The 25,579-nt window shown below is 59.5% G+C and carries 30 protein-coding genes; 16 read left to right on the plus strand and 14 right to left on the minus strand.

Annotated elements, in window-relative coordinates; genetic code table 11:
- Nucleotides 1-57 precede the first annotated feature (57 nt).
- The 3 genes from AC6I8F_RS16960 to fepD are packed head-to-tail and all read right to left on the minus strand — an operon-like array spanning nucleotide 58 to nucleotide 2,821.
- Nucleotides 58-855 carry an ATP-binding cassette domain-containing protein gene (locus tag AC6I8F_RS16960; RefSeq protein ID WP_058780378.1) on the minus strand — a complete coding sequence of 266 codons (798 nt, stop codon included), beginning with the start codon at nucleotides 853-855 and terminating at the stop codon, nucleotides 58-60.
- The gene (gene fepG / locus AC6I8F_RS16965; RefSeq protein ID WP_498028264.1) at nucleotides 852-1,835 is read right to left on the minus strand and encodes an iron-enterobactin ABC transporter permease; all 984 of its coding nucleotides are present in this window, start codon (nucleotides 1,833-1,835) and stop codon (nucleotides 852-854) included. Before fepG ends, AC6I8F_RS16960 begins: the two co-directional genes overlap by 4 nt.
- A complete protein-coding gene (gene fepD, locus AC6I8F_RS16970) occupies nucleotides 1,832-2,821 on the minus strand; it encodes a Fe(3+)-siderophore ABC transporter permease (protein ID WP_498028265.1) in 990 nt (329 codons plus the stop codon). The genes fepG and fepD overlap by 4 nt, the downstream gene beginning before the upstream one ends.
- Nucleotides 2,822-2,967: 146 nt before the next feature.
- Between fepD and entS the strand changes: the two genes are divergently transcribed.
- Nucleotides 2,968-4,218: an enterobactin transporter EntS gene (entS, locus tag AC6I8F_RS16975; RefSeq protein ID WP_104188008.1), complete on the plus strand. Its 1,251-nt coding sequence runs from the start codon at nucleotides 2,968-2,970 to the stop codon at nucleotides 4,216-4,218.
- Here the strand turns inward: entS and fepB are convergent.
- Nucleotides 4,213-5,178: a Fe2+-enterobactin ABC transporter substrate-binding protein gene (gene fepB, locus AC6I8F_RS16980; RefSeq protein WP_498028266.1), complete on the minus strand. Its 966-nt coding sequence runs from the start codon at nucleotides 5,176-5,178 to the stop codon at nucleotides 4,213-4,215. The two genes, entS and fepB, sit on opposite strands and share 6 nt — an antisense overlap.
- 176 nt (nucleotides 5,179-5,354) lie before the next feature.
- On the opposite strand from fepB, the gene AC6I8F_RS16985 reads away from it, so the two are divergent.
- From AC6I8F_RS16985 to AC6I8F_RS17005, 5 genes are read left to right on the plus strand one after another with little or no spacing between them, the layout of a single operon-like run.
- Entirely contained in the window at nucleotides 5,355-6,536 is a 1,182-nt protein-coding gene (locus tag AC6I8F_RS16985; RefSeq protein ID WP_222951341.1) for an isochorismate synthase, read from the plus strand.
- Nucleotides 6,537-6,546: 10 nt separating this feature from the next.
- On the plus strand, nucleotides 6,547-8,160 hold the full coding sequence (locus tag AC6I8F_RS16990; RefSeq protein WP_498028267.1) for a (2,3-dihydroxybenzoyl)adenylate synthase: 1,614 nt from the start codon (nucleotides 6,547-6,549) through the stop codon (nucleotides 8,158-8,160).
- A gap of 18 nt (nucleotides 8,161-8,178) precedes the next feature.
- A complete protein-coding gene (locus AC6I8F_RS16995; RefSeq protein WP_498028268.1) occupies nucleotides 8,179-9,033 on the plus strand; it encodes an isochorismatase family protein in 855 nt (284 codons plus the stop codon).
- Entirely contained in the window at nucleotides 9,030-9,788 is a 759-nt protein-coding gene (dhbA, locus tag AC6I8F_RS17000) for a 2,3-dihydro-2,3-dihydroxybenzoate dehydrogenase (protein ID WP_150059179.1), read from the plus strand. Before AC6I8F_RS16995 ends, dhbA begins: the two co-directional genes overlap by 4 nt.
- A 3-nt stretch (nucleotides 9,789-9,791) precedes the next feature.
- On the plus strand, nucleotides 9,792-10,208 hold the full coding sequence (locus AC6I8F_RS17005) for a hotdog fold thioesterase (RefSeq protein WP_059012252.1): 417 nt from the start codon (nucleotides 9,792-9,794) through the stop codon (nucleotides 10,206-10,208).
- Between the two features lie 225 nt (nucleotides 10,209-10,433).
- On the opposite strand, the gene cgtA is transcribed toward AC6I8F_RS17005, so the two are convergent.
- The 3 genes from cgtA to rplU all read right to left on the minus strand — a co-directional run bounded on the left by cgtA (nucleotide 10,434) and on the right by rplU (nucleotide 12,443).
- Complete coding sequence (gene cgtA, locus AC6I8F_RS17010) at nucleotides 10,434-11,609, minus strand: Obg family GTPase CgtA (protein ID WP_058759590.1); 1,176 nt, start codon at nucleotides 11,607-11,609, stop codon at nucleotides 10,434-10,436.
- 249 nt (nucleotides 11,610-11,858) lie between these two features.
- On the minus strand, nucleotides 11,859-12,116 hold the full coding sequence (gene rpmA / locus AC6I8F_RS17015) for a 50S ribosomal protein L27 (RefSeq protein WP_006121751.1): 258 nt from the start codon (nucleotides 12,114-12,116) through the stop codon (nucleotides 11,859-11,861).
- Between the two features lie 15 nt (nucleotides 12,117-12,131).
- Nucleotides 12,132-12,443, minus strand: coding sequence for a 50S ribosomal protein L21 (gene rplU, locus AC6I8F_RS17020; RefSeq protein ID WP_021507728.1), 312 nt, complete (start codon nucleotides 12,441-12,443; stop codon nucleotides 12,132-12,134).
- A gap of 254 nt (nucleotides 12,444-12,697) precedes the next feature.
- Between rplU and ispB the strand changes: the two genes are divergently transcribed.
- Together ispB and AC6I8F_RS17030 are read left to right on the plus strand one after the other, a co-directional pair.
- On the plus strand, nucleotides 12,698-13,669 hold the full coding sequence (ispB, locus tag AC6I8F_RS17025; protein ID WP_021507729.1) for an octaprenyl diphosphate synthase: 972 nt from the start codon (nucleotides 12,698-12,700) through the stop codon (nucleotides 13,667-13,669).
- 238 nt (nucleotides 13,670-13,907) lie between these two features.
- Nucleotides 13,908-14,201 (plus strand): helix-turn-helix domain-containing protein, encoded by a 294-nt coding sequence (locus AC6I8F_RS17030; RefSeq protein WP_262256462.1) that lies wholly within the window; start codon nucleotides 13,908-13,910, stop codon nucleotides 14,199-14,201.
- Nucleotides 14,202-14,264: 63 nt separating this feature from the next.
- On the opposite strand, the gene murA is transcribed toward AC6I8F_RS17030, so the two are convergent.
- The 7 genes from murA to mlaF form a co-directional block, all read right to left on the minus strand.
- Complete coding sequence (gene murA / locus AC6I8F_RS17035; protein WP_021507731.1) at nucleotides 14,265-15,524, minus strand: UDP-N-acetylglucosamine 1-carboxyvinyltransferase; 1,260 nt, start codon at nucleotides 15,522-15,524, stop codon at nucleotides 14,265-14,267.
- 46 nt (nucleotides 15,525-15,570) lie between these two features.
- Complete coding sequence (gene ibaG / locus AC6I8F_RS17040) at nucleotides 15,571-15,828, minus strand: BolA family iron metabolism protein IbaG (RefSeq protein ID WP_007886637.1); 258 nt, start codon at nucleotides 15,826-15,828, stop codon at nucleotides 15,571-15,573.
- Nucleotides 15,829-15,942: 114 nt separating this feature from the next.
- Complete coding sequence (gene mlaB / locus AC6I8F_RS17045; RefSeq protein ID WP_021507732.1) at nucleotides 15,943-16,248, minus strand: lipid asymmetry maintenance protein MlaB; 306 nt, start codon at nucleotides 16,246-16,248, stop codon at nucleotides 15,943-15,945.
- Nucleotides 16,248-16,886 (minus strand): phospholipid-binding protein MlaC, encoded by a 639-nt coding sequence (mlaC, locus tag AC6I8F_RS17050; RefSeq protein ID WP_021507733.1) that lies wholly within the window; start codon nucleotides 16,884-16,886, stop codon nucleotides 16,248-16,250. The genes mlaB and mlaC overlap by 1 nt, the downstream gene beginning before the upstream one ends.
- Before the next feature lie 19 nt (nucleotides 16,887-16,905).
- A complete protein-coding gene (mlaD, locus tag AC6I8F_RS17055; RefSeq protein ID WP_498028269.1) occupies nucleotides 16,906-17,439 on the minus strand; it encodes an outer membrane lipid asymmetry maintenance protein MlaD in 534 nt (177 codons plus the stop codon).
- A gap of 4 nt (nucleotides 17,440-17,443) precedes the next feature.
- Complete coding sequence (gene mlaE, locus AC6I8F_RS17060; RefSeq protein WP_021507735.1) at nucleotides 17,444-18,226, minus strand: lipid asymmetry maintenance ABC transporter permease subunit MlaE; 783 nt, start codon at nucleotides 18,224-18,226, stop codon at nucleotides 17,444-17,446.
- A 4-nt stretch (nucleotides 18,227-18,230) separates the two neighbouring features.
- Nucleotides 18,231-19,046, minus strand: coding sequence for a phospholipid ABC transporter ATP-binding protein MlaF (mlaF, locus tag AC6I8F_RS17065; protein WP_021507736.1), 816 nt, complete (start codon nucleotides 19,044-19,046; stop codon nucleotides 18,231-18,233).
- Nucleotides 19,047-19,273: 227 nt separating this feature from the next.
- On the opposite strand from mlaF, the gene AC6I8F_RS17070 reads away from it, so the two are divergent.
- The 8 genes from AC6I8F_RS17070 to hpf are packed head-to-tail and all read left to right on the plus strand — an operon-like array spanning nucleotide 19,274 to nucleotide 25,450.
- On the plus strand, nucleotides 19,274-20,257 hold the full coding sequence (locus AC6I8F_RS17070; protein ID WP_021507737.1) for a calcium/sodium antiporter: 984 nt from the start codon (nucleotides 19,274-19,276) through the stop codon (nucleotides 20,255-20,257).
- 12 nt (nucleotides 20,258-20,269) lie between these two features.
- Nucleotides 20,270-21,250 (plus strand): arabinose-5-phosphate isomerase KdsD, encoded by a 981-nt coding sequence (gene kdsD / locus AC6I8F_RS17075; RefSeq protein ID WP_021507738.1) that lies wholly within the window; start codon nucleotides 20,270-20,272, stop codon nucleotides 21,248-21,250.
- Between the two features lie 13 nt (nucleotides 21,251-21,263).
- Nucleotides 21,264-21,830 (plus strand): 3-deoxy-manno-octulosonate-8-phosphatase KdsC, encoded by a 567-nt coding sequence (gene kdsC, locus AC6I8F_RS17080; protein ID WP_021507739.1) that lies wholly within the window; start codon nucleotides 21,264-21,266, stop codon nucleotides 21,828-21,830.
- Nucleotides 21,827-22,399 carry an LPS export ABC transporter periplasmic protein LptC gene (gene lptC / locus AC6I8F_RS17085; protein WP_021507740.1) on the plus strand — a complete coding sequence of 191 codons (573 nt, stop codon included), beginning with the start codon at nucleotides 21,827-21,829 and terminating at the stop codon, nucleotides 22,397-22,399. The genes kdsC and lptC overlap by 4 nt, the downstream gene beginning before the upstream one ends.
- Nucleotides 22,374-22,928 (plus strand): lipopolysaccharide ABC transporter substrate-binding protein LptA, encoded by a 555-nt coding sequence (gene lptA / locus AC6I8F_RS17090; protein WP_031279739.1) that lies wholly within the window; start codon nucleotides 22,374-22,376, stop codon nucleotides 22,926-22,928. The genes lptC and lptA overlap by 26 nt, the downstream gene beginning before the upstream one ends.
- 5 nt (nucleotides 22,929-22,933) lie before the next feature.
- Entirely contained in the window at nucleotides 22,934-23,659 is a 726-nt protein-coding gene (gene lptB / locus AC6I8F_RS17095) for an LPS export ABC transporter ATP-binding protein (protein WP_021507742.1), read from the plus strand.
- 48 nt (nucleotides 23,660-23,707) lie between these two features.
- On the plus strand, nucleotides 23,708-25,141 hold the full coding sequence (gene rpoN, locus AC6I8F_RS17100) for an RNA polymerase factor sigma-54 (RefSeq protein ID WP_031279740.1): 1,434 nt from the start codon (nucleotides 23,708-23,710) through the stop codon (nucleotides 25,139-25,141).
- Nucleotides 25,142-25,162: 21 nt separating this feature from the next.
- On the plus strand, nucleotides 25,163-25,450 hold the full coding sequence (gene hpf, locus AC6I8F_RS17105) for a ribosome hibernation promoting factor (protein WP_010618250.1): 288 nt from the start codon (nucleotides 25,163-25,165) through the stop codon (nucleotides 25,448-25,450).
- Nucleotides 25,451-25,579: the final 129 nt, after the last annotated feature.

The following is a 25,579-nucleotide window of genomic DNA, read 5'->3' on the forward strand; positions in this document are numbered from 1 at the left end:
GGCGGGAGAGGGAACCGTATGGCAGAAAACGTTTAAACAACAGCCCTTTCTTCCGCCTTAGCGCCCGCGCCCCAGCGGCACAATCATTGGCGTATGCGCCACCGGATCCTCAACAATCACACAGCGTAACCCGTATACCTGCTCAATCAGCGCCGGCGTCACAATCTCGCCAGGCTTGCCCTCGGCAATGATCTTCCCGTGACGCATGGCGATCAGATGGGTGGCGTAGCGGCAGGCGTGATTAAGGTCGTGCAGCACCACCACCAGCGTACGGCCATGCTGCTGATTGAGCGTCTGCATCAGCTCAAGCAACTCAATCTGGTGGGTTATATCCAGCCAGGTGGTGGGCTCATCCAGCAGCAGCAGCGGCGTCTGCTGCGCCAGTACCATGGCAATCCATACGCGCTGACGCTGCCCGCCGGACAGGGTATCGACCGCCTGTTGCGCCAGATCCGCCACGCCGGTGGCCAGCATCGCCTGCTGCACCGCCGCTTCATCCTCTGCGCGCCAGCGGCCAAACAGCGACTGATGCGGATAACGCCCGCGTGCCACCAGTTCGCTCACGCTGATGCCCGCCGGTGCGTTCGAACTCTGCGGCAGCAGGCCAAGACGGCGTGCCACCTCTTTGGTGGGATAACGTGCAATCGCCTCGCCGTCCAGCAGCACGTCGCCTTTCAGCGGTGCCTGCAGGCGGCTGAGAGTGCGCAGCAGGGTCGATTTACCGCAGGCGTTGGGGCCGATAATTACCGTCAGCTCCCCTTGCGGAATCGCCACCGAGAGATTTTCCGCCACCACTTTTTTGTCATAACCCAGCGTCAGGCCTTCGCCGTACAGCCGTGAAGGAATATCGATCATTGGCGTCGCGCCTCCCGCATCAGTAACGCAATCAGATAGAGTCCGCCCAGGCTGACGGTAATCACGCCAACCGGCAGTTGATAAGGCAGGAACAGATGCTGCGCGGCATAATCGGCGGCGCACAATAGCAGCGCGCCGCACAGCGCCGCCAGCCACAATGCGCCTTTTTCCCCGCCGCACAGCCGGCGCGCAATCTGCGGCGCCAGCAGCGCCACGAACGAGATCGGGCCCGCCAGCGCGGTGGACGCCGCGGTCAATAGCACGCCCAGCAGCATCAGCCACAGGCGGCTGCGCTCCACCGGCACGCCGAGCGCGCAGGCGGTGTCGTCGCCCATCTCCAGCAGACGCATGCGGCGCGTTAACAGCGCCACCAGCAGCAGCGACAGCAGCAGCACCGTCACCACCGGCGGCGTTTTCGCCCAGGTGATGCCGTTGAGCGAGCCGGCGCTCCACAGCCCGGCGCTAAGCGCCGACTCCAGCGAAGCGCTGATAATCAGCCAGGCATTGAGCGCCATCAGCAGCGCGCGCACGCTAATGCCCACGATGATTAACCGAAACGTTTCCACCCCGTTGCGCCAGGCAAACAGATACACCAGCGCAGCCGTCGCGATACCGCCGATCAGCGCGGCCCCGGTCATCGCGGTAATACTTTGATTGAACAGTACCAGCGCCACCAGCACGCCGCTGTAAGCGCCGGTATTGAAGCCGAGAATATCCGGGCTGCCGAGCGGGTTACGCAGCAGCGACTGAAAAATTGCCCCGCTGACACCCAGCGCCGCACCGATCAGCAGCGCCATCAGCACGCGCGGCAGCCGCCACTCCACCACAATCAGCTGCACATTAGCCGCTCCCTGCCCGCGCAGCGCCTGCCACACCTGCTCCGCCGTAATCGGCAGCGCACCGCGCGTCAGCGCCAGCCACGTCAGCAGCGCACACGCTACTAGCAGCCAGCCGCCATGCAACCAGGCGCGCCGCGTCATAATCCACCTCGCCCGCGCTGGCGCCGCACCAGCAAAATCAGCATCGGCGCGCCAAGGATGGCGGTCACTATTGAGACGCGCAGTTCGCCTGCCACCATCATCCGCCCCAGAATATCCGCCGCCAGCAGCAGCGCCGGGGTGATCAGCGCCGTTGCCGGCAGCAGCCAGCGGTGATCGTTGCCCACCAGCCAGCGGGCAAAATGCGGCGTCATCAGGCCGATAAAAGCGATCGGTCCGACGGCGGCGGTCGCCGCGCCGCTCAGTAAGGCAATCGCCAGCAGGCCCAGCAGTTGGGTGCGCACCACGCGCGTGCCCAGCGCCGCCGCCATATCGCCGCCCATGCTCAGGCTGTTCAGCGATTGCGCCAGCCCCAGCGCCAGCGCCGCACCGGCCAGCACCGCCGGGCTCAGGGTGCGCAACACGCTGAAATCGCGGATATCCAGCGAGCCGCTCTGCCAGAAGCGCAGGTGATCGTAAATGTCCGGATTGAGCAGCGACAGGCCGGAGGTTAAGCCCTCCAGTACCGCTGCCAGCGCCACGCCTGCCAGCGTCAGACGCACCGGATTGACGCGCCCGCCGCCCATCGCGCCAATCACCGTCATCAGCAGCGCCGCCAGCAGTGCACCGCTGAAGGCCAGCGTCAGCCACTGCAGCGGGGAGTCCGCTCCCAGCAGCGCGATGCCGAGCACGATGGCAAAACCGGCACCGGCGTTCACGCCCAGAATGCCCGGCTCGGCCAGCGGATTACGCGTCAGGCTCTGCATCAGCGCACCGGCCAGCCCCAGCGCCACACCCGCCAGCAGACCGGCCAGCGTGCGCGGCAGGCGCGCATCGCGCACGATGATGCACTCCGCGCTGGAGCAGGAGGCGGTGAGAGCGTGATACACATCGGAAAGCGGTATTGATTTGGCACCCAGCATCAGACTGAGCGCCATGAGGAGCAAAAGCAGAATCCCTGAGCCTGCTGATGCACGGATCTGGCGCATAGCGTTCTAAACCTTCACTGTTCGACGTCGTTGCGGTGCAACGTAATGTGATAATGATATTTGTTATCGTTATTACTCGCGTTTGCCTATGTTACCATGAGTCGCCTCGCGGATGATGAGGAAAATTGGTGCAAAAAGGCGAAACAATGAACAAACCCTCTCACTTTATCGATCTCTCACTGCTGAAAACCCACGCGGCGTTTCGCGCGGTGTTTATTGCGCGTTTTATCTCGATTGTGGCGCTCGGCATGCTGGCCGTTGCCGTGCCGGTGCAGATTCAGCAGATGACCCATTCACCGCTGCTGGTGGGCCTCGCCGTCACACTGTCCGCTGCCGGCATGTTTACTGGCCTGCTGACCGGCGGCGTGCTCGCCGATCGCTATGAGCGTAAGACGTTGATCCTGTTTGCCCGCACCACCTGCGGGCTGGGCTTTGTCGCGCTGGCGATAAATGCCGCGCTGCCCGCGCCTTCGCTGCTGGCGGTCTATCTGCTGGGCTTGTGGGACGGCTTTTTCGGTGCGATTGGCGTCACGGCGCTGCTGGCCGCTACGCCAGCGCTGGTGGGACGCGAAAACATTATGCAGGCCGGCGCGATCACCATGCTGACGGTGCGCTTCGGCTCGATTTTATCGCCGGCAATTGCTGGTGTGGTGATCGCGCACGGCGGCGTGCTGTGGAATTACGGACTGACCGCCTTCGGCACGCTGCTGACGGTGCTGACGCTGCTGAAGCTGCCTGCGCTGCCCCCGCCTCCGCAGCCGCGCGAGCATCCGCTGCGGGCGCTGGCAACCGGCGTGCAGTTCCTGTTCGCCAGCCCGCTGGTCGGCATGGTGGCGCTGACCGGTGCGCTGGTGACGCTGGCCAGCGCCATCCGCGTGCTGTACCCGGCGCTGGCACCGCACTGGTCAGTCAGCGCCGACCAGCTCGGCATGCTGTACGCCGCCGTGCCGCTCGGTGCCGCCGTGGGCGCATTTACCAGCGGCAGGCTGAAACAGGCGGCGCGCCCGGGGCGGCTGGTGCTGGGCAGTGCCGTGGCCGGTTTCGTCGCCCTGGGCCTGTTCAGCCTGATGCCGACGCTGTGGCTGGCGCTGCTGTGTCTGGCGGGCTTCGGCTATTTCAGTGCCATCAACAGCCTGGTGCAGTACGCGATGATTCAGCTGCTGACGCCGGATCATCTGCTGGGCCGCATCAACAGCCTGTGGACGGCGCAGAACGTGTGCGGCGATGCCCTCGGCGCCGCGCTGATTGGTGCCCTCGGTTCGTGGCTGTTACCGGCGCAGGCTGCCGCGGCGTTTGGCTGTGCCGCGACACTGCTTGGCGTCATGATGTGGCTGATGATGAAAGGATTGCGGCGCTATCAGGCGCCCGCGCCCGTGCTGGCGCAGCAAACATCATGATTTGACGAACAGCTGATGCAGACGCGTCAGCAGATTGCTGGCGCTGTAGTAATCCAGGCGGAAGGTGTCGATACCCAGCGCATAGACCTGCTTATCGCGCACCGCCGCGTTTTTCGCCAGGAACGGGTTGCTCAGCACTGACTGCGTGGTTTTGTCATCGCCGGCAAACAGCAGGAAGCTGTGGCCGGTCAGGCTGGCGGCGAGATTCTCGCCCGAGAGCTGAATAATGTCTTTGCGCTGGCCCATGCTGTGCCCCTGTTGCGTGCCGGCCGGCGGCTGCGCCAGGGTAAAACCGAGCTGCTGCAGCAGTTTGCCCTGCGCCGATGCGGCGGTCCACAGATTCACCGCCCGGCCATCACCGTTCCATACCATCGCGGAGACCGGCTGCGGCGGCAGCGTAATGGCCTGCTTCAGCGCCGCTTCGCGATCGTCGAACTCTTTTACGCGCTGCGCTGCCTGTGCTTCATGGCCGGTGGCCTGCCCCAGCAGCGTAACCACATCCTGCCAGCTCTTATCGTCGTAGTTGACCACCAGCGTGGGGGCAATGGCGGACAGCTGACTGACCAGCTTCAGGGCGGAGTCATTACCGGTGGCGCTGACGATGATCAGATCCGGGGCTTGCGCCGCAATCGCCTCGGCGCTCGGCTCACCAATGTACAGCCGCTTAACGTGGCGCTGCTTTGCCACCTCGCCCCACTGACGGAAGAAGCCCTGATCGTCGGCCAGGCGGCTTTTCGGTGCGGTCGCGCCTGAGGCGATGACCGGCGCGCCAATCGCCAGCAGCGAGCCGGTCAGCGTAACGCTGGTGGAGACAATGCGCTGTGGTGCCTGGTGAAGCGTTACCGTTCCGGTCGCGCCCTGTACGCTGCGCGGCCAGCCCTGGTCGGCCCGCGCCGTCCCTGACAGCGACTGGAAAATGAACAACAGGACAGCCATGCCCCATAAACCGCATTTATTCATAAGTTTTGATCCACCTTTTAGCTTAATGCCTGGCCCGGCGTCAGCCGCCGCTTACGTCTGACAGCACGGTAAATCCCGCGAATGGATTGACTCTTTGCCCCTTTCGACGTAGGTTACAGAGCCATAATAAAAATGATAATCATTCTTAATAATCTTATCATTTATAGGTGAAAATTATGGTGGAAAGCTCCACGTTTGAAAATGCCTGGCTGAAGGATTTTTCCGCGCTGTGCCGCGGTTTCCTTTTCACCTCGCCATGGCGCAGCCTGGCCACCCAGGGTTGCTATACCACGATCAACACGCCGGTAGGCGATGCCGCGCTGCTGCAGGGCGACTTTCAACAGCAGCTGCGCCAGCACTTTGCCGCGGCGAAAAAGCAGGGGATCGCCAATCCGCTGCTGGTGGGCGCGATTCCGTTTGACGTCAGCCAGCCAGCGTCGCTGTTCATACCCGAATCCTGGCAGAGCTTTAATCGCGCCGACCTGCAACAGGCGCTGCCGGCGCAGCAGAGCGATCTGCCGGCAGTGCGGCGGCGGACGGCAGTGCCAGACCACGCGGTGTTTACCCGCATGGTGGCCGACGCCGTTGCCACCATTCAGCGCGGCGATCCGGACAAAGTGGTGCTGTCGCGCCTGATGGATATCGTCACCGAGCAGCCGGTGGATACCGCCGCGCTGATGCAGCGCGTGATCGCGCAAAATCCCAATAGCTACCATTTCCATCTGCCACTGGCGGAAGGAGGCGCGCTGGTGGGTGCCAGCCCGGAACTAATGCTGCGCAAACAGGGGCGCGATTTCTCCTCCTGCCCGCTGGCCGGCTCGGCGCGCCGCCATCATGACGACGCCAGCGCCGATCGCGTGGCAGGTAACACCCTGATGGCGTCAGCCAAAGACCGCCACGAACATCAGCTGGTGACCGACGCGATGCGCAGCACGCTGCAGCCGCGTAGCCGACTACTGTCAGTGCCTACCGTGCCGTCGCTGATCACCACCGCCACGCTGTGGCATCTGGCGACGCAAATCGATGGCGAAGTGCAGGATGAGCGCGAAAACGCGCTGTCGCTGGCTGCGCTGCTGCACCCAACCCCTGCGCTGAGCGGCTTCCCGCACGCCCGCGCACAGCAGCTGATTCAGCAGCTCGAACCCTTTGATCGCCAGCTGTTTGGCGGCATCGTCGGCTGGTGCGACAGCGAAGGCAACGGCGAATGGGTGGTGACCATTCGCTGCGGGACGGTAAACGGCACGCGCGTGCGGCTGTTTGCCGGCGCTGGCATCGTCGCCGACTCACAACCGGAATCAGAATGGCGTGAAACGGGTGTGAAGCTGGACACCATGTTGCGCGCTTTTGGACTGCAATAAAGGAACAAGCATGAGCATTCCCTTCAGCCGCTGGCCGGCACATCTGGCCGCGCGCTACCGCGAGAAAGGCTACTGGATCGACGTGCCGCTGACCGACATCATCGACCGCCATCGCGAAAACGACGCTATCGCCGTGATCGACGGCCCTGTGCAGCTCAGCTACCGCCAGCTGGCGCAGCGCAGTGATAATCTGGCGGCGGCGCTGCAGCGGCGCGGTTTACAGCGCGGTGACACGGCGCTGGTGCAGCTCGGCAACGTGGCGGACTTTTACGTTACGCTGTTTGCCCTGTTTAAGCTGGGCGTGGTCCCGGTGTACGCGCTGTTCAGCCATCAGCGCACTGAACTGCTGGCCTATGCGCAGCAGATTGCACCGAAACTGCTGATTGCCGATCGCCAGCACGCGCTGTTTGCCAGCGACGACTTCATCGCCACGCTGTGCGAGGCGCAGCCCACGCTGCAGCAGGTGATCCTGCGTAACGACGCGCAGACGGAAAATACGCTGGCGTCGCTGCAGGATGAAGCGGCTGGCGATTTTGTCGCGACACCGACGGCCGCTGATGAAGTGGCGTTTTTCCAGCTCTCCGGCGGCAGCACCGGCACGCCGAAGCTGATTCCGCGCACCCACAACGACTACTACTACAGCATCCGCGCCAGCGACGAGATTTGCCACATCAATGCCGACACGCGCTATCTGATCGCCCTGCCCGCGCCGCATAACTTCGCCATGAGTTCCCCGGGTTCGCTCGGGGTGTTCTATGCCGGTGGCCAGGTGATTCTCGCCGCGGATCCCAGCGCCACGCTCTGCTTCCCGCTGATTGAGCAGCACCAGGTGACCGATACCGGGCTGGTGCCGCCGGCGGTCAGCCTGTGGTTGCAGGCAATTCAGGAGTGGGGCAGCAATACAGCGCTGGCCTCGCTGCAGCGCATTCAGGTGGGCGGAGCCAAACTGGGCGAAACGCTGGCCGCACGCATTCAGCGTGAAATCGGCTGCCAGCTGCAGCAGGTGTTTGGCATGGCGGAAGGGCTGGTTAACTACACGCGCTTCGGCGATGACGAGCAAACCATTCTGACTACCCAGGGGCGCCCGATTTCGGACGATGACGAAGTGTGGGTGGCCGACGAGAACGGCAATCCGCTGCCGCCAGGCCAGGTGGGTCGCCTGATGACGCGCGGCCCTTACACCTTCCGGGGCTACTACAACAGCCTGGAGCACAATGCCGCCAGCTTCGACGCTGACGGTTTTTACTGCTCAGGCGATCTGATTGAGATCAACGCTCAGGGTTACATCACCGTACAGGGACGCGAAAAGGATCAGATCAACCGCGGCGGCGAGAAGATCGCCGCAGAAGAGATCGAAAACCTGCTGCTGCGCCATCCGGATGTGATCCACGCCGCGCTGGTGTCCATGCATGACGAGCTGATGGGTGAAAAGAGCTGTGCCTTCATTGTGGCGCGCCAGCCGGTGAAACCGGTCGCGCTGCGCCGCCATCTGCGCGAGCTGGGCATTGCCGAATTCAAACTTCCCGACCGCATTACCTGCGTCGACGCCCTGCCGCTGACCCCGGTGGGCAAAGTGGATAAAAAACGTTTACGCCAACAGCTTGCTGAGCAGACGCAAGCCTGATTTTTTCCGGAGATTGTAATGGCTATTCCAAAACTGACGTCTTATGCGCTGCCCGCCGCCACTGAGCTGCCAGCTAACAAAGTACAATGGGCGCTGGAGCCGCAGCGCGCGGCGCTGCTGATTCACGATATGCAGGCCTATTTCCTCAACTTCTGGGGCGAAGACAGCCCGCTGGTGAATCAGGTGGTGGAGAACATTGCCCGCCTGCGCGCTTACTGCAAAGCGCAGGGCATTCCGGTGTTCTATACCGCCCAGCCCAACCAGCAAAGCGATGAGGATCGCGCGCTGCTGAATGATATGTGGGGACCGGGGCTGAACAAACATCCGGATCAACAGAAGATCGTCGACGCGCTGGCGCCGGATCAGGATGATCAGGTGCTGACTAAATGGCGCTACAGCGCGTTCGTGCGCTCGCCGCTGGAGTCTATCCTGCAGGAGATGGGCCGCGATCAGCTGATCATTACTGGCGTGTATGCTCACATCGGCTGCCTGACCACCGCCACCGACGCCTTCATGCGTAACATCCAGCCGTTCATGGTGGCCGATGCGCTGGCCGACTTCTCGCGCGACGAGCATATGATGGCGCTGACCTACACCGCAGGCCGCAGTGGCAAAGTGGTGATGACCGCCGACCTGATGCCGCTGCCACAGAGCAAGGACGTGCTGCGCGCGCTGATTCTGCCGCTGCTGGAAGATGATGACGTGCCGGAAGATGATGAAAACCTGATCGATTATGGGCTGGATTCGGTGCGCGTGATGGCGCTGGCGGCGCGCTGGCGTCAGGTGCACAGCGATATCGACTTCATCAGCCTGGCGAAAAACCCCAGCATTGATGGCTGGTGGGCGCTGCTGTCACGGGTGCCAGCCCAATGAGCGCCTGTTTTGATTTCAGCGGAAAAATTGTCTGGGTAACCGGTGCCGGCAAAGGCATCGGCTACCACACCGCGCTGGCGTTCCATCAGGCCGGTGCGCAGGTGACCGGTTTTGATTTGCACTTTGGCCAGGATGACTATCCGTTTACCACCTGCCAGCTGGACGTCGCCGATAGTGCTGCGGTGCGCGATTGCTGTCAGTCACTGCTGGCCAGCCAGCCGCGGCTGGATATCCTGGTGAACGGCGCGGGCATTCTGCGCATCGGCAGCACCGATGCGCTGTCGTTTGCTGACTGGCAGGCGTGTCTCGCCGTCAACGCCGGCGGCGCGTTTAACCTGTTCCAGCAGACGCTGCCGGTCTTCCGCCAGCAGCGCGCTGGCGCGATTGTCACCATCGCCTCTAACGCCGCGCACGCCCCGCGCCTCGGCATGTCAGCCTATGGCGCGTCCAAAGCAGCACTGCGCAGCCTGTGCCAGACGGTTGGCCTGGAGATGGCACCGTATGGCGTGCGCTGCAATATTGTCTCACCGGGATCAACCGATACCGATATGCAGCGCAGCCTGTGGCATACGCCGGAAGCCGAGCAGGAGATGATCAACGGTTTCCCGGATCAGTACAAACTGGGGATCCCGCTGCGTAAGATCGCCCAGCCGCAGGAGATCGTGAACAACATCCTGTTCCTCGCCTCGGATCTTGCCAGCCACGTGGTGCTGCAGGATATTGTGGTGGACGGTGGCGCAACGCTGGGAGCCTGAGGCATGGCAATCTGGAAACGTACGGTGGATCTCGCCACGCTGAATCAGCTGGGCGATAACTCGCTGGTGGCGCATCTGGGCATCGTGTTTACCGCCATCGGTGACGATTATCTGGAGGCCACCATGCCGGTAGACAACCGCACGCAGCAGCCGTTTGGCCTGCTGCACGGCGGCGCGTCGGTGGTGCTGGCGGAGTCGATGGGCTCCATTGCCGGTTACCTGAGCGTGGAAGAAGGTAAAAGCGTGGTGGGCATTGAGGTGAGCGCCAGCCATCATCGGGCGGTGAGCAGCGGCGAGGTGCGCGGTGTTTGTCGTCCGCTGCATCTCGGGGCGCGCAATCAGAGCTGGCAGATTGAGATACGCAATGGTCGCGATCAGCTGTGTTGCAGTTCGCGGCTGACGGTGGCGGTGCTGGGGTAGGTTTGGCTCCGCTGCGGCCTGATGCCCTCACCCTGCCCTCTCCCACAGGGAGAGGGAATGTTTGTGCGGCCTGATGCCCTCACCCTGCCCTCTCCCACAGGGAGAGGGAATGTTTGTGCGGGCTGATGCTCTCTCCCACGGGGAGAAGGAATGATTGTACGGGCTGGTGCTCTGCGCTAAACAGCAATTAAAAAAGCGGCCATCTGGCCGCTTTTTTCGCTGACATCAACGCTGATAAATGATCTCGACGCCTTCGTCGTCGTCTTCATCCCAGTCGTCATCCCAGTCTTCGTCTTCTTCCACTTCCTGAGCATTTTCCAGCGCTTCACGGTGGTAATCATCCCACATGAAGGCCACTTTCTCTGGCTGCTTCGCTTCTTCTTCCGCTTCTTTTGGATTCGCGATGATAAAGCTCATCACATCCCAGCACAGCTCATTGACACCGTCACGGCTGGCGGCGGAGATCAGATAGTATTTCTCATCCCAGCCCAGCGCTTCGGCAATGGCTTTGGCGCGGCTTTCCGCCTCTTCGCGGCTCAGCAGGTCAGTTTTATTGAATACCAGCCAGCGCGGCTTCTGGTACAGCTTGTCGCTGTATTTCTCCAGTTCGCCGAGAATGATGCGGGCGTTCTCTACAGGATCGGATTCGTCGATTGGCGCGATGTCGATAAGGTGCAGCAGCACACGGCAGCGCTCCAGATGCTTGAGGAAGCGAATTCCGAGGCCCGCACCCTCCGCTGCGCCTTCAATCAGGCCGGGAATGTCGGCGACCACGAAGCTCTTTTCGCTGTCCATACGCACCACGCCGAGGCTTGGCACCAGGGTGGTGAACGGATAATCCGCCACTTTTGGCTTCGCCGCTGATACCGCGCGGATAAAGGTCGATTTACCGGCGTTAGGCAGCCCCAGCATCCCCACGTCTGCCAGCAGCATCAGTTCCAGCTGCAGGTCGCGCTTCTCGCCCGGCGTGCCCATGGTTTTCTGACGCGGCGTACGGTTCACGGACGATTTGAAGCGGGTGTTGCCCAGACCGTGCCAGCCACCTTTCGCCACCATCAGCTTCTGCTCATGGCGCGTCATGTCGCCCAGCGTTTCGCCCGTGCCCTGATCGATCACGCGCGTACCCACCGGCACTTTAACAATGATGTCTTTACCGCGTTTACCGGTACAGTCACGGCTCTGGCCATTCTGGCCGCGTTCGGCGCGGAAAGATTTTTCGAAACGATAATCGATCAGGGTGTTGAGGTTTTCATCCGCCAGCAGGTAAACATCACCGCCGTCACCGCCGTCACCGCCGTCCGGTCCCCCTTTGGGAATGTACTTCTCGCGGCGGAAGCTGACGCAACCGTTGCCACCATCACCCGCGACCACCAGGATCGTCGCTTCATCAACAAACTTCATTTTTTATCTCCGTCACACTGTCGTTTGCGCCACGCTGCGGGCGACAAACGGGTCCGCCAGGGTCTTCTGCGCTGACCGGCGGCGGATAATACAGGATTGGCAAAGCCATGTGTACATAAAGTGTACAGCAAACTGAGGCGCAAGGTCAGCGTGATTGCCGTAACCTGCGGCAGAATGTAAAAAGCCCCGCAAAGCTGCGGGGCCTTCCATTCGTGTATTCAGACGTTAATCGTCTGCGGCACAACAACCTTACTCAGCAACGATGCTGATGTATTTACGGTTGTTAGGACCTTTAACTTCGAATTTAACTTTGCCGTCTGCGGTAGCAAACAGAGTGTGGTCACGACCACAACCTACGTTGTTACCGGCGTGGAATTTGGTACCACGCTGACGAACGATGATGCTACCTGCCAGAACAGATTCACCACCGAAACGCTTAACACCCAGACGTTTTGCATTGGAGTCGCGACCGTTACGAGTCGAGCCACCAGCCTTTTTATGTGCCATTTGTCAGATCTCCTCTTACGCGCTGATCACAGTGATTTTCACATCAGTGAACCACTGACGGTGACCAGCTTGCTTACGGTAGTGTTTACGACGACGAAACTTAACGATTTTAATTTTCTCGCCACGACCGTGAGCAACAACTTCTGCCTTGATCACACCGCCTGAAACCAGTGGCGCGCCGATTTTCACGTCTTCGCCATTTGCAATCATCAGAACCTGGTCGAACTCGATGGTTTCACCGGTTGCGATGTCCAGCTTTTCCAGGCGAACGGTCTGACCTTCGCTTACTCGGTGTTGTTTACCACCACTTTGGAAAACCGCGTACATATAAAACTCCGCTTCTGCGCATGCCTTTCTGTTCATCAGGCGGCGCGATAAATATTCACAATAGGGCGCGAATTCTACGCAAAACTCCAGCAGAAGACAAGTGCACTTTGCACTCTCTTGCAGAAAAAAAGCGCAGGACGAATGCAAACGTTTCTCAACCCGATTTTTCAAGTACAATCAGTAACAGATTACCTGAACTCACGCTGGGTAAAAGCGCTTACCATGCAGAAAACGAGTCAAAGCTGAACAGACGAATGAACTTAGAACAGATTAACGAATTAACCGCGCAGGACATGGCGGCCGTCAACCAGACCATCCTCGACCAGCTGAATTCAGATGTCTCACTGATTAACCAGTTGGGCTATTACATCATCAGCGGGGGAGGCAAACGCATCCGTCCGATGATCGCGGTGCTGTCAGCACGCGCGCTGAATTATCAGGGATCGCTGCATGTGACCAATGCGGCGCTGATCGAATTTATCCACACGGCGACGCTGCTGCACGATGATGTGGTGGATGAATCCGATATGCGCCGTGGCAAAGCCACCGCTAACGCCGCGTTCGGCAATGCGGCGAGCGTGCTGGTCGGGGATTTTATCTATACCCGCGCCTTCCAGATGATGACCAGCATGGGATCGCTGAAGATCCTTGCACTGATGTCCGAAGCGGTGAACGTGATCGCCGAAGGGGAAGTGCTGCAGCTGATGAACTGCAACGATCCGGATATCACCGAAGAGAGCTACATGCGGGTGATCTACAGCAAAACCGCCCGCCTGTTTGAAGCCGCTTCGCAGGCTTCGGCGATCCTCGCGGAGGCCACGCCAGCGCAGGAGAAAGCGCTGCAGGATTATGGCCGCTATCTCGGTACGGCGTTTCAGTTGATCGACGATCTGCTGGATTACAGCGCTGACGGCGAGACGCTGGGCAAAAATACCGGTGACGATCTGAGCGAAGGTAAGCCGACGCTGCCGCTGCTGCACGCCATGCACAACGGCACGCCAGAGCAGGCGCAGATGATCCGCAAGGCGATCGAAGAAGGTAATGGTCGTCATCTGCTGGAGCCGGTGCTGGCGGCAATGCAGCAAACCGGTTCGCTGGAATGGACGCGCAAACGCGCCGAAGAAGAGGCCGATAAAGCCATCGCCGCGCTGCAGGCACTGCCAGAAACGCCGTGGCGCAGCGCGCTGGAAGCGCTGGCGCATATGTCGGTGCAGCGCGATTTCTGACCTGCTACGGGGCCGTCCGGCCCCGTTTTTATTTCTCCCCCCTGCTCTGCCCGTCTGATTACATTCCCTTGCAGCATTTTTGCGAAAAACTGCGCAGTTTCGTGCACAGGCAAAACAATTACTGGAAACATATGGAAATTATTTGCTATAAAAATCCGGATTTTTCCAGTTATCTCTGCGCAGGAGAGCCACAGCGCTGCAGAGATGGAGCACTAACACGGACACGGAGAAGAGAGTTATGCATGCAAGGAGAGAAGACTGGCATCCGGCAGATATCATTGCGGCCCTGCGCAAGCGCGGTACGTCACTGGCCGCCCTGTCACGTCAATCTGGCCTCAGTTCATCGACGCTGGCCAACGCGCTGTCACGCCCCTGGCCTAAAGGTGAATGGCTGATCGCCACGGCGCTGAAGGTCCATCCTTCCGAGATCTGGCCCAGCCGCTATTTTGATCCGGTCACGCAGCGTCTGCTGGATCGTAAAAAACGCATTCGATCGCCCCAGGATCTGAAAAAGATCCTCTCACGCGGATAAAGCAAAAAAAAACCAGCCACGCTGTCGTGACTGGTTTTCATGCCTGGCAATCAGGACAAAGGATTACTCGCCGCTGACGCGCTCGATGTTGGCGCCTAACGCTTTCAGCTTGTCTTCAATGTGCTCGTAGCCACGATCGATGTGGTAGATACGATCCACCAGCGTCGCACCTTCTGCAATGCAGCCTGCCAGTACCAGACTGGCTGACGCACGCAGATCGGTCGCCATCACCTGCGCGCCGGACAAGGTTTCAACACCGTGACAGATAGCGGTGTTGCTTTCGATTTCGGCGTGCGCACCCATACGAATCAGCTCCGGGATGTGCATGAAGCGGTTTTCGAAGATGGTCTCGGTAATCACGCCGGTGCCTTCAGCCACCAGGTTGAGCAGCGTAAACTGCGCCTGCATGTCGGTCGGGAAACCCGGGTGCGGTGCGGTGCGGATGTTAACCGCTTTCGGACGCTTGCCGTGCATATCCAGGCTCACCCAGTCTTCACCGACTTCAATCTCCGCACCCGCGTCACGCAGTTTCGCCAGCACGGCGTCCAGCGTGTCTGGCTGCGCATTGCGGCACACCACTTTGCCGCGCGAGATAGCGCCGGCCACGAGGAAGGTGCCGGTTTCGATTCGGTCCGGCAGCACGCGATAGACGCCGCCGCCGAGGCGCTCAACGCCCTCGATGGTGATTTTGTCGGTGCCGGCGCCGCTGATTTTCGCGCCCAGCGTGTTAAGGAAGTTTGCCGTGTCGACAATCTCCGGTTCACGCGCCGCGTTTTCAATGATGGTGGTGCCCGTCGCCAGCGTTGCGGCGCTCATAATGGTCACGGTCGCGCCCACGCTGACCTTATCCATCACAATGTGCGCGCCCTTCAGGCGGCCGTCCACAGAGGCTTTGACATAGCCCTCTTCCAGTTTGATCTCGGCACCCAGCTGCTCCAGGCCGGTAATGTGCAGATCGACCGGACGCGCACCAATCGCACAGCCGCCCGGCAGTGAAACCTGGCCCTGGCCAAAACGCGCCACCAGCGGCCCCAGCGCCCAGATGGAGGCACGCATGGTTTTCACCAGATCGTACGGCGCACTGAAGACATTAACTTCGCGCGCATCAACGTGGACCGAACCATTGCGTTCCACGCGCGCACCGAGCAGGCTCAGCAGCTTCATGGTGGTATCGATGTCACGCAGCTTCGGCACGTTCTGAATCTCTACCGGCTCTTCAGCCAGCAGCGCAGCAAACAGAATCGGCAGCGCAGCATTCTTCGCCCCGGAAATGGTCACTTCACCGCTTAAACGGGTGGGGCCTTGCACACGAAATTTGTCCATTAACACGGCTCTCAATTATCTATCAACAAAACAGCCAGAGTGGCGCTTAGAAACCGTTGAGTTTACGGTCGCGCGCCCACTCGGCTGGGGTATAAGTCTTGATGGACACCGCATGAATACGGTTATCCGCAATGTATTCCATCAGCGGCGCGTACACAGCCTGCTGTTTCTTTACGCGGCTCAGCTCGCCAAACATTTCGCCCACGGCAATGACCTGGAAATGGCTGCCATCGTTGCTGAGAACATGTACTTCTTCTAACGGCAGCGCCTGCATTAGCACGGCCTGAACTTCACTATTTTCCATCGCTCATTGCTTCACTTGATAATAATAAGGCGGATATCTTAGAGGAAAGCGCCTGACTCTTAAATACGCAAAAGCCCCTGAAAAAATCAGGGGCTTTGTCAGCAGCGCCGTTAATCAGGCGATTTGTTCCGCAGAAACAATAATCTGCTGCAGGTTATACAGCTTGATTAACGAGTCGAGCTTATCGGTGATACCACTGAAAAGCGGCGTCGTGCCCTGCGCCCGCGCGATTTCGCGCAGATGCACCAGCAGCGCCAGCCCGGCAGAATCAACCCGATCCAGCGCCGCCACGTCAATCGTGGTGATACCGGCCATGGCGCTGTCACGCGCCTGCCACAGCGCCAGCAGCGTATCGCGGTCCAGTTTGCCGCTCAGGGCCAGCGTGCTGGCAGTGCGCTGCCAGCGTAACGGTTCGCTCATTATTGCTGCTTGTCCAGGGTGATAGGCTGCGCGGCATAGGTTTTCAGCTGCGCAGTCAGGCCGTCGATGCCTTTGGTGCGCAGCAGATCGCTCCACTCATTCTGTTTGGTGGTGATCATGCTGATGCCTTCGGCAATCATGTCATAAGCCTGCCAGTTGCCGGTCTGGCTGTTCTTGCGCCACTGGAAATCAAGGCGCACCGGCGGACGACCGTTGGGATCGATGATGGTGACGCGAATCGCCACGATATTGGCATCGCCAATCGGCTGCTCAGGCTGAATCTGGTAAGTCTGGCCGTGGTACAACGCCAGCGCCTGACCATAAGCCTGCGCCAGGTAATCCCCGAACGCGGCAAAGTAGGCGTCGCGCTGCGCCGGCGTGGCTTCGCGGTAGTAACGGCCCAGTACCAGCGCCCCCGCGTATTTAATCTGCACGTACGGCAGCAGCTCCTGGCGCACGATTTCGCGCAGGTAATTCGGATCCTGCTTAATCTTCGGCTGTTCGTTCTTCAGGCGGGTAAAGGTCTTCTCCGCCGCTTCGTTCATCATCTTGTACGGATTGCTCTGGTTGGCGTCCGCTGCGTTTGCCGCCAGCGGCGCGATGGCCAGCAGGGCCACCATCAGAAAACGTTTTAACATCGTGTTGTACCTCTCTGGGTTATTCCGTTGTAGCAGGTGCTGCCGGGGCGCTCGCGCTGGCGGCGCCCGACGATTTCTCATTGTCCTTGTTGTCGCCGCTCTTGTAGAGGAACTGGCCGATCAGGTCTTCCAGCACCAGCGCCGATTTGGTATCCCGCAGCGTGCCGCCATCTTTCAGCATCGCCGAGCCAAGCTCCGGATCGTCAAAACCTAAGTTGAGCGCGAGGAACTGCTCACCCAGCAGACCCTGGGTGCGAATCGCCAGCGAGCTGGTGTCAGGAATTTTATTGGCATACTGTTCGCTGATATCCATGGTGACGCGCGGCGACAGCGTTTTGTCATCCAGTGAAATGTCGGTGACGCGGCCAATCACCACGCCGCCAATTTTCACCGGCGAGCTGACTTTCAGGCCGCCGATATTATCGAAGGTGGCGTACAGCTTCCACGTTGGCTCAGTACCCAGCGATTTAAGATCGGCGACGCGCAGGCTGAGGAACAGCAGCGCAGCCAGCATAAACACGCCAACCCAGATTTCGTTTTTTTTGCTTTGCATTGCATTAATTCCCAAACATCAGTGCCGTCAGCACAAAATCCAGTCCAAGCACCGCCAGCGAAGCATGGACTACGGTACGCGTCGTCGCGCGACTGATCCCTTCCGAAGTCGGGATGGCGTCATACCCATTGAACAGCGCGATCCAGGTCACCGTGATGGCAAACACCGCGCTCTTGATCAGGCAGTTGATCACATCTGTACGAAAATCCACCGCGTTCTGCATCGCCGACCAGAAAAAGCCCGGGTCGATGCCTTTCCAGGCCACCCCGACCAGCGCGCCACCGGCAATGCCCACCGCGGTAAAGATCAGCGCCAGCAGCGGCATACTGATAAAGCCGGCCCAGAAGCGCGGCGACACTACGCGGCGCAGCGGATCGACCGCCATCATCTCCATGCTGGAGAGCTGCTCAGTGGCTTTCATCAGGCCAATTTCCGCAGTGAGCGCCGAACCGGCGCGCCCGGCAAACAGCAGCGCGGTGACTACCGGCCCCAGTTCGCGCAGCAGCGACAGCGCCACCAGCATACCCAGGCTGGTTTCCGCGCTGTAAGTGGTGAGTACCAGATAGCCCTGCAGCCCCAGCACCATGCCAATGAACAGGCCGGAGACCACAATGATCAGCAATGACAGCACGCCCACGCTATACAGCTGCTTCACCAGCAGCGGCGCATGCTTACGAAACGCCGGTTTACCCACCAGCGCATGGAAGAGCATTAAGCCCGCCCGGCCAAAGGCCGCACAGGTGTTAATTCCCTGACGCCCAAATGACGCCAGTGCCTGTAACCACATCAGTTTAGCTTCTCCCTGTGCGGGTCAGATCGCTGAGGTAATCCCCGGCAGCGAAGCGGAACGGCACCGGACCATCCGCATGACCCTCAATAAACTGGCGCACGCGCGGATCGGGATTCTCCCTCAGCTGCGGCGCACTACCCTGAGCAATAATCTTTTGCCCGGCAACAATATAGGCATGATCGGCAATGCTCAAGACCTCTGGCACGTCGTGTGAAACCACAATGCAGGTGACGCCCAGCGAATGGTTGAGCTCATCGATTAGCTTGACCAGCACGCCCATGGTAATGGGATCCTGGCCGACAAAGGGTTCGTCGAACATAATCAGCTCCGGCTCCAGCGCAATTGCACGCGCCAGCGCCGCCCGGCGCGCCATGCCGCCGGAGAGTTCGGCCGGCATCAGCTGGGCTGCGCCGCGCAGTCCCACAGCTTCCAGCTTCATCATCACCGTGCTGTGCAGTAATTCCGCTGGCAGCCGGGTGTGTTCGCGCAGCGGCCAGGCAACGTTTTCATAGACGTTAAGGTCGGTGAACAGCGCACCGGACTGGAACAGCATGCTCATTTTTTTACGCACGTCATACAGCTTACGGCGCGACAGCGTCGGAATGTTCTGGTCACGAAACCAGATCTCACCTTTGTCCGGCTGCAACTGCCCGCCAATCAGGCGCAGCAGGGTGGTTTTACCGATGCCGGAAGGGCCCATAATCGCCGTGACTTTGCCCGCCGGAACGGTCAGCGAAATGTCGTCGAAGATGGTGCGATTGCCGCGCGTAAAACTGACGCCACGAACCTCAACCAGATTCGTTTGCTGCTGGATCATCATTACCTCTTTAAACGGATCGGGCGTAATTAACGTGGTGGATGGTAGCCTGGTAAACCACAATGCACGATAGTTTTACAGAAACTTACCCGTCCGGTGTGGCGAAAACGGCCTTAAAATTTACTTTTGCCTCTCAGACAGTCAAAATCAGCGCCTGATTCCGCACGCGCACTGCTTTTACCTGTCGGACAAGGTTTGCCGGCACCGTTATCCATCAAGGATTTTTCATGTTCGTAGCCACTGCCCTGCTGTTTATCGGATTGATTTTACTGGCTTACGGAGCTGACCGCCTGGTGTTCAGCGCCGCGATCCTGTGTCGATCCCTTGGCATTCCCCCGTTGATCATTGGCATGACGGTGGTGAGCATTGGCACTTCACTGCCGGAACTGATCGTCTCGTTCTCTGCCGCGCAGCATGGTCAGATGGATTTAGCCGTGGGTACCGCGCTGGGCTCGAACATCACCAATATTCTGCTGATTCTGGGTGGCGCTGCGCTGCTGCACCCTTTAACCGTACACTCCAATCTGATTCGCCGCGAACTCCCTCTGCTGCTGCTGGTCTCACTGCTCAGCGGCATCATGCTGTTTGATAACCAGCTCAGCCGGCTGGATGGCGTGGCACTGCTGCTGCTGGCGCTGGGTTATCTGCTGGTGGCGATCCGCATCGCCCGGCGGGCCGAGCGCGATAATAATGACACCCTGACGCGTGAACAACTGGCGGAGCTGCCGCGCGACGAAAGCGGCAACACGGTGGCGTTTCTCTGGCTGGCGGTGGCGCTGATTATTCTGCCGATGTCGACGCGCATGGTGATCGACAACGCCACAGTGTTTGCGGATTACTTCGGCGTTAGCGAACTGGTGATGGGACTGACGCTGATTGCTGTCGGTACCAGTCTGCCGGAACTGGCCACGGTGCTGGCCGGCGCGCTGAAAGGCGAAGACGATATCGCCATCGGCAACCTGATTGGCGCCAATATCTTCAATCTGGCGATTGTGCTGGGCCTGCCGGCGCTGGTGCATCCCGGCGCGATCGATGCGCACGCCTTTGCGCGGGATTACTGGATTATGCTGGGCGTCAGCGTGCTGTTCGCCCTGCTGTGCCTGCTGCGCAAGCGCCGCATCGGCCGCATCGCGGGCACGCTGCTGTTAGGTGGATTTATCGTGTGGGTGCTGTGGCTGTGGCTCAGCCCCACGCTTATCGCAAGCTATTAAGGATGACTGACCATGTCACATCAGCAACCGGATTTCGACTTCCAGCAGGCAGGTAAAGCGGTACTGCGCATTGAACGCGAAGGGCTGGAACAGCTCGACCAGTATATTAACGCCGACTTCAGCCGCGCCTGCGAAATGATCTTTGCCTGCCGTGGCAAAGTGGTGGTGATGGGCATGGGCAAATCCGGCCATATCGGCAAGAAGATGGCCGCCACTTTCGCCAGTACCGGCACGCCGGCGTTCTTCGTCCACCCGGGTGAAGCCAGCCACGGCGATCTCGGCATGGTCAGCACCAACGATGTGGTGATCGCCATCTCGAACAGCGGCGAGTCAGGCGAAATCCTCGCGCTGATCCCGGTGCTCAAACGGCAGAAAGTGCAGCTGATTTGCCTGACCAGCCGTCCGGAGAGCGCCATGGGCCGGGCTGCCGATGTGCATTTATGCGTGAAAGTGCCGCAGGAAGCCTGTCCGCTCGGGCTGGCACCGACCTCCAGCACCACCGCCACGCTGGTAATGGGCGATGCGCTTGCGGTGGCGCTGCTGGAAGCGCGCGGTTTCACGCAGGAAGATTTCGCGCTGTCGCACCCGGGCGGCGCGCTGGGGCGCAAACTGCTGCTGCACGTCAGCGACATTATGCACAGCGGCGATGAAATTCCCCACGTCACCCGTGACGCCTCGCTGCGCGACGCGCTGCTGGAGATCACGCGCAAAAACCTCGGCCTGACGGTGATTGTCGACGACCTGATGAAAATCGAAGGGATTTTCACGGACGGTGACCTGCGCCGCATCTTCGATATGGGCATCGATTTCCAGTCGGCCCGCATCCAGGATGTGATGACGCGCGGCGGGATTCGCGTGCGTCCTAACCTGCTGGCGGTGGACGCGCTTAATCTGATGCAAAACAAAAACATCACTGCGCTGCTGGTGGCCGATGACGATCGCCTGCTCGGTGTGGTACATATGCATGACATGCTGCGCGCTGGCGTGGTCTGAACGGGAAACAACAATGAGTGCTGAAACCACGATGGTCGACACCTGCTACGGCCCGGTGAGCGCCGACGTGATGGCGCGGGCGGCCAACATCCGCCTGCTGATTTGCGATGTCGATGGCGTGATGTCCGACGGCCTGATTTACATGGGCAACAGCGGTGAAGAGCTAAAGGCCTTTAACGTGCGCGACGGTTACGGCGTGCGCTGCCTGCTGACCTCGGACATCGAAGTGGCTATTATTACCGGCCGTCGCGCTAAACTGCTGGAAGATCGCTGTAAAACGCTCGGCATTACGCATCTTTACCAGGGACAGTCGGATAAGCTTTTGGCCTGGCGCGAACTCCTGGATAAACTGTCACTATCGGCAGACCAGGTCGCGTATATTGGTGACGACCTGATCGACTGGCCGGTAATGGCACAGGCGGGTCTGAGCGTGGCCGTCGCCGATGCGCATCCGGTATTACTGCCGCGCGCGCATTACGTGACGCGCATTGCTGGCGGTCGCGGTGCAGTACGTGAGCTATGCGACCTGATTTTGCTGGCGCAGAACAAATTTGAGGATGCCAAAGGGCAATCAGTATGAGTAAAAGCAGGCGTTGGATAACGCTGATTCTGGCGCTGATCGCCCTGGTGCTGATCGGCTGGAATCTTACCAACCAGGACGACAGCGCCACGCCGGTGGCGACCAACGATCAGGCGCCGACCTACACCAGCGCCAACTCCAGCACCGTGGTGTATAACCCGACGGGTGCGCTGGCCTATAAGCTGGTCTCGGATAAAGTGACCTACTTTTCGGCCGAAGAAGTGAGCTGGTTCGATAATCCGGTGATGACCACTTACGACGAAAACAAAGTGCCCACGTGGTCGGTTCGTGCTGACAAGGCAAAGCTGACGAAAGATCGTATGCTGTATCTTTATGGCCACGTTGAAGTACACACATTGACGCAGGATTCCCAGCTTGAGCGCATCATCACGGATAATGCTCAGGTTAATCTGGTCAGCCAGGATGTGACGTCTGACGATCAGGTCACCCTATTTGGCCGCAGTTTTAACTCCACTGGCATGAAGATGCGCGGCAACCTACGGACAAAGAATGCCGAGCTGCTTGAAAAGGTCAAAACCTCCTATGAAATTCAAAATGAACAAAAATAGCCTTAAGTTGCTGCTGGTGAGTGCGCTGCTGGCAACCAGCCTGCCGGCGCTGGCGTTAACGGGCGATTCGGACAAGCCGGTTAACATCGACTCGGTGAACCAGGCGCTCGATTTGCAGGGTAACGTCGCCACCTTTACCGGCAACGTGATCGTGACCCAGGGCACCATCAAAATTACCGCCGATAAAGTGGTAGTAACGCGTCCCGGCGGCGACAGCAACAAAACCATCGTTGATGCCTACGGCAATCCAGCCACCTTTTATCAGATGCAGGACAACGGCAAACCGGTGCAGGGGCACGCCGCCAAACTGCACTATGAGCTGGCCAACGATTTCGTCGAGCTGACCGGCAACGCCTTTATTGAGCAGCAGGACAGCAACATCAAAGGCGATCGCATCACCTATCTGGTGAAAGAGCAGAAAATGCAGGCCTACAGTCAGGGCCAGAGCAAGCGTGTCACCACCGTGCTGGTGCCGTCGCAGCTGCAGGATAAAAACGGTTCGTCTGCGAGCCCCAAAAAGAGTAACTGATCGCTATGGCCACATTAGTCGCTGAAAACCTGGCGAAAGCCTACAAAGGCCGTCGCGTAGTAGAAGATGTCAGCCTGCAGGTGAAATCCGGCGAGATTGTCGGCCTGCTGGGCCCCAACGGGGCCGGTAAAACCACCACCTTCTACATGGTGGTCGGCATCGTGCCGCGTGATGCCGGCCGCATCATCATTGATGAAGAAGATATCAGTATTCTGCCGCTGCATGCGCGCGCGCGCCGCGGCATCGGTTATCTGCCGCAGGAAGCGTCGATCTTTCGCCGTCTGAGTGTCTACGACAACCTGATGGCGGTACTGCAGGTGCGTGACGACCTGACGGAAGAGCAGCGTCAGGATCGCGCCAATGAGCTGATGGAAGAGTTCCACATTGGCCATCTGCGCGACAGCATGGGCCAGGCGCTGTCGGGCGGTGAACGTCGCCGCGTCGAGATTGCCCGTGCGCTGGCCGCCAATCCAAAGTTTATCCTGCTGGATGAACCTTTTGCCGGCGTTGACCCTATCTCCGTTATCGATATCAAAAAGATCATCGAACACCTGCGTGACAGCGGCCTCGGCGTGCTGATCACCGACCACAACGTGCGTGAAACGCTCGCGGTGTGTGAGCGCGCATATATCGTCAGCCAGGGCCATCTGATTGCCCACGGCACGCCAGATGAAATTCTTGCAGATGAGCAGGTTAAGCGGGTTTATTTGGGCGAAGAGTTCAGACTCTGATAAGGTGTCGGCATACCCGACATTTGCTTAGGAAATTCTAGCCGGATTATGAAGCAAGGTTTGCAACTCAGGCTCAGCCAACAGCTGGCGATGACCCCCCAGTTGCAGCAGGCAATCCGCTTGCTGCAACTCTCTACGCTTGAACTCCAGCAGGAACTGCAACTGGCGCTGGAAAGCAATCCGCTGCTTGAACAAACCGATCTGCACGATGAAGTCGACGCCCGCGAATTTCAGGAGAACGAGGCGTTAGATACCCGTGAGGCACTCGAACAGAAAGAGATGCCGGAAGAGCTGCCGCTCGATGCCACCTGGGACGAGATCTACACGGCCGGTACGCCCTCCGGCACCGGCACCGATTACCAGGACGACGAGCTGCCGGTGTATCAGGGTGAAACCACGCAATCGCTGCAGGACTATCTGATGTGGCAGGTGGAACTGACGCCGTTCACCGACACCGACCGCGCCATCGCTACCTCCATCGTCGATGCCATCGACGATACCGGTTATCTCACCGTCAGCTTACAGGACATTTGTGACAGTATTGGTGACGAAGAGCTGACGCTGGAAGAGGTGGAAGCGGTGCTGAAGCGCGTACAGCGTTTCGATCCGGTGGGCGTCGGCGCACGCGATCTGCGTGACTGCCTGCTGGTGCAGCTGTCGCAGTATGCGGCCGATATGCCGATGCTGAACGAAGCACGGCTGATCGTCAGCGAGCATCTCGACCTGCTGGCTAACCACGATTTCCGCAGCCTGATGCGCGTGACGCGGCTGAAAGAAGAGGTGCTGAAGGAAGCGATGCTGCTGATTCAGTCGCTCGATCCGCGCCCCGGGCAGTCGATCAATACCAGCGAGCCCGAGTATGTGATTCCCGATGTGCTGGTGCGCAAGACTGGCACGCGCTGGACGGTGGAGCTGAACGCTGACAGCCTGCCGCGCCTGAAGATTAATCAGCATTACGCCGCGATGGGCGGTTCTGCGCGTAATGACAGTGACAGTCAGTTTATTCGCAGCAACTTACAGGAAGCCCGCTGGCTGATTAAGAGCCTGGAGAGCCGCAACGACACGCTGCTTAAAGTGACGCGCTGTATTGTCGAACAGCAGCAGGCGTTTTTTGAACAGGGTGAAGAGTATATGCGTCCGATGGTGCTGGCGGATATCGCCCAGGCCGTGGATATGCATGAATCCACCATTTCCCGCGTCACCACGCAAAAGTATTTGCACAGCCCGCGTGGCATTTTTGAACTGAAGTATTTTTTCTCCAGTCACGTCAGCACCGAAGGCGGTGGCGAAGCCTCGTCGACGGCGATCCGTGCACTGGTGAAAAAATTAATCTCCGCGGAAAATCCCGCAAAACCCTTGAGCGACAGCAAACTGACCTCCATGTTATCTGAACAGGGCATCATGGTGGCGCGACGTACGGTTGCTAAGTATCGCGAGTCTTTATCTATACCGCCATCAAACCAGCGCAAGCAGCTGGTTTGACCGAAACAAGAAGGAAGACCTATGCAGCTAAACCTTACCGGACTGAATGTTGAGATAACCGACCCACTGCGCGAATTTGTAAATAACAAATTTGCCAAACTGGAACACTATTTTGATCGTATCAATCAGGTTTATATTGTTCTGAAAGTGGAGAAGGTGACGCAGATTGCGGAAGCAACCCTGCACGTCAACGGCGGGGAGCTGCACGCCACATCGGAAGCGGAAGACATGTACGCGGCCATCGACGGGCTGATTGACAAGCTGGCCCGTCAGCTGACCAAACACAAAGACAAACTGAAAAAACACTAACCTTCACGCTTGCAGAGTGCTGACGGGTTCAGCACTCAGAGGAGAAATGGGGCGGGTCACCGCCCCGTTTTGTCATCTGCGCAAGCGCCTGCAGTCACCTGCCCTGCCCGTTCGCGGTGTCCCGGTACG

Source organism: gamma proteobacterium symbiont of Axiagastus rosmarus (genome assembly GCF_059730925.1).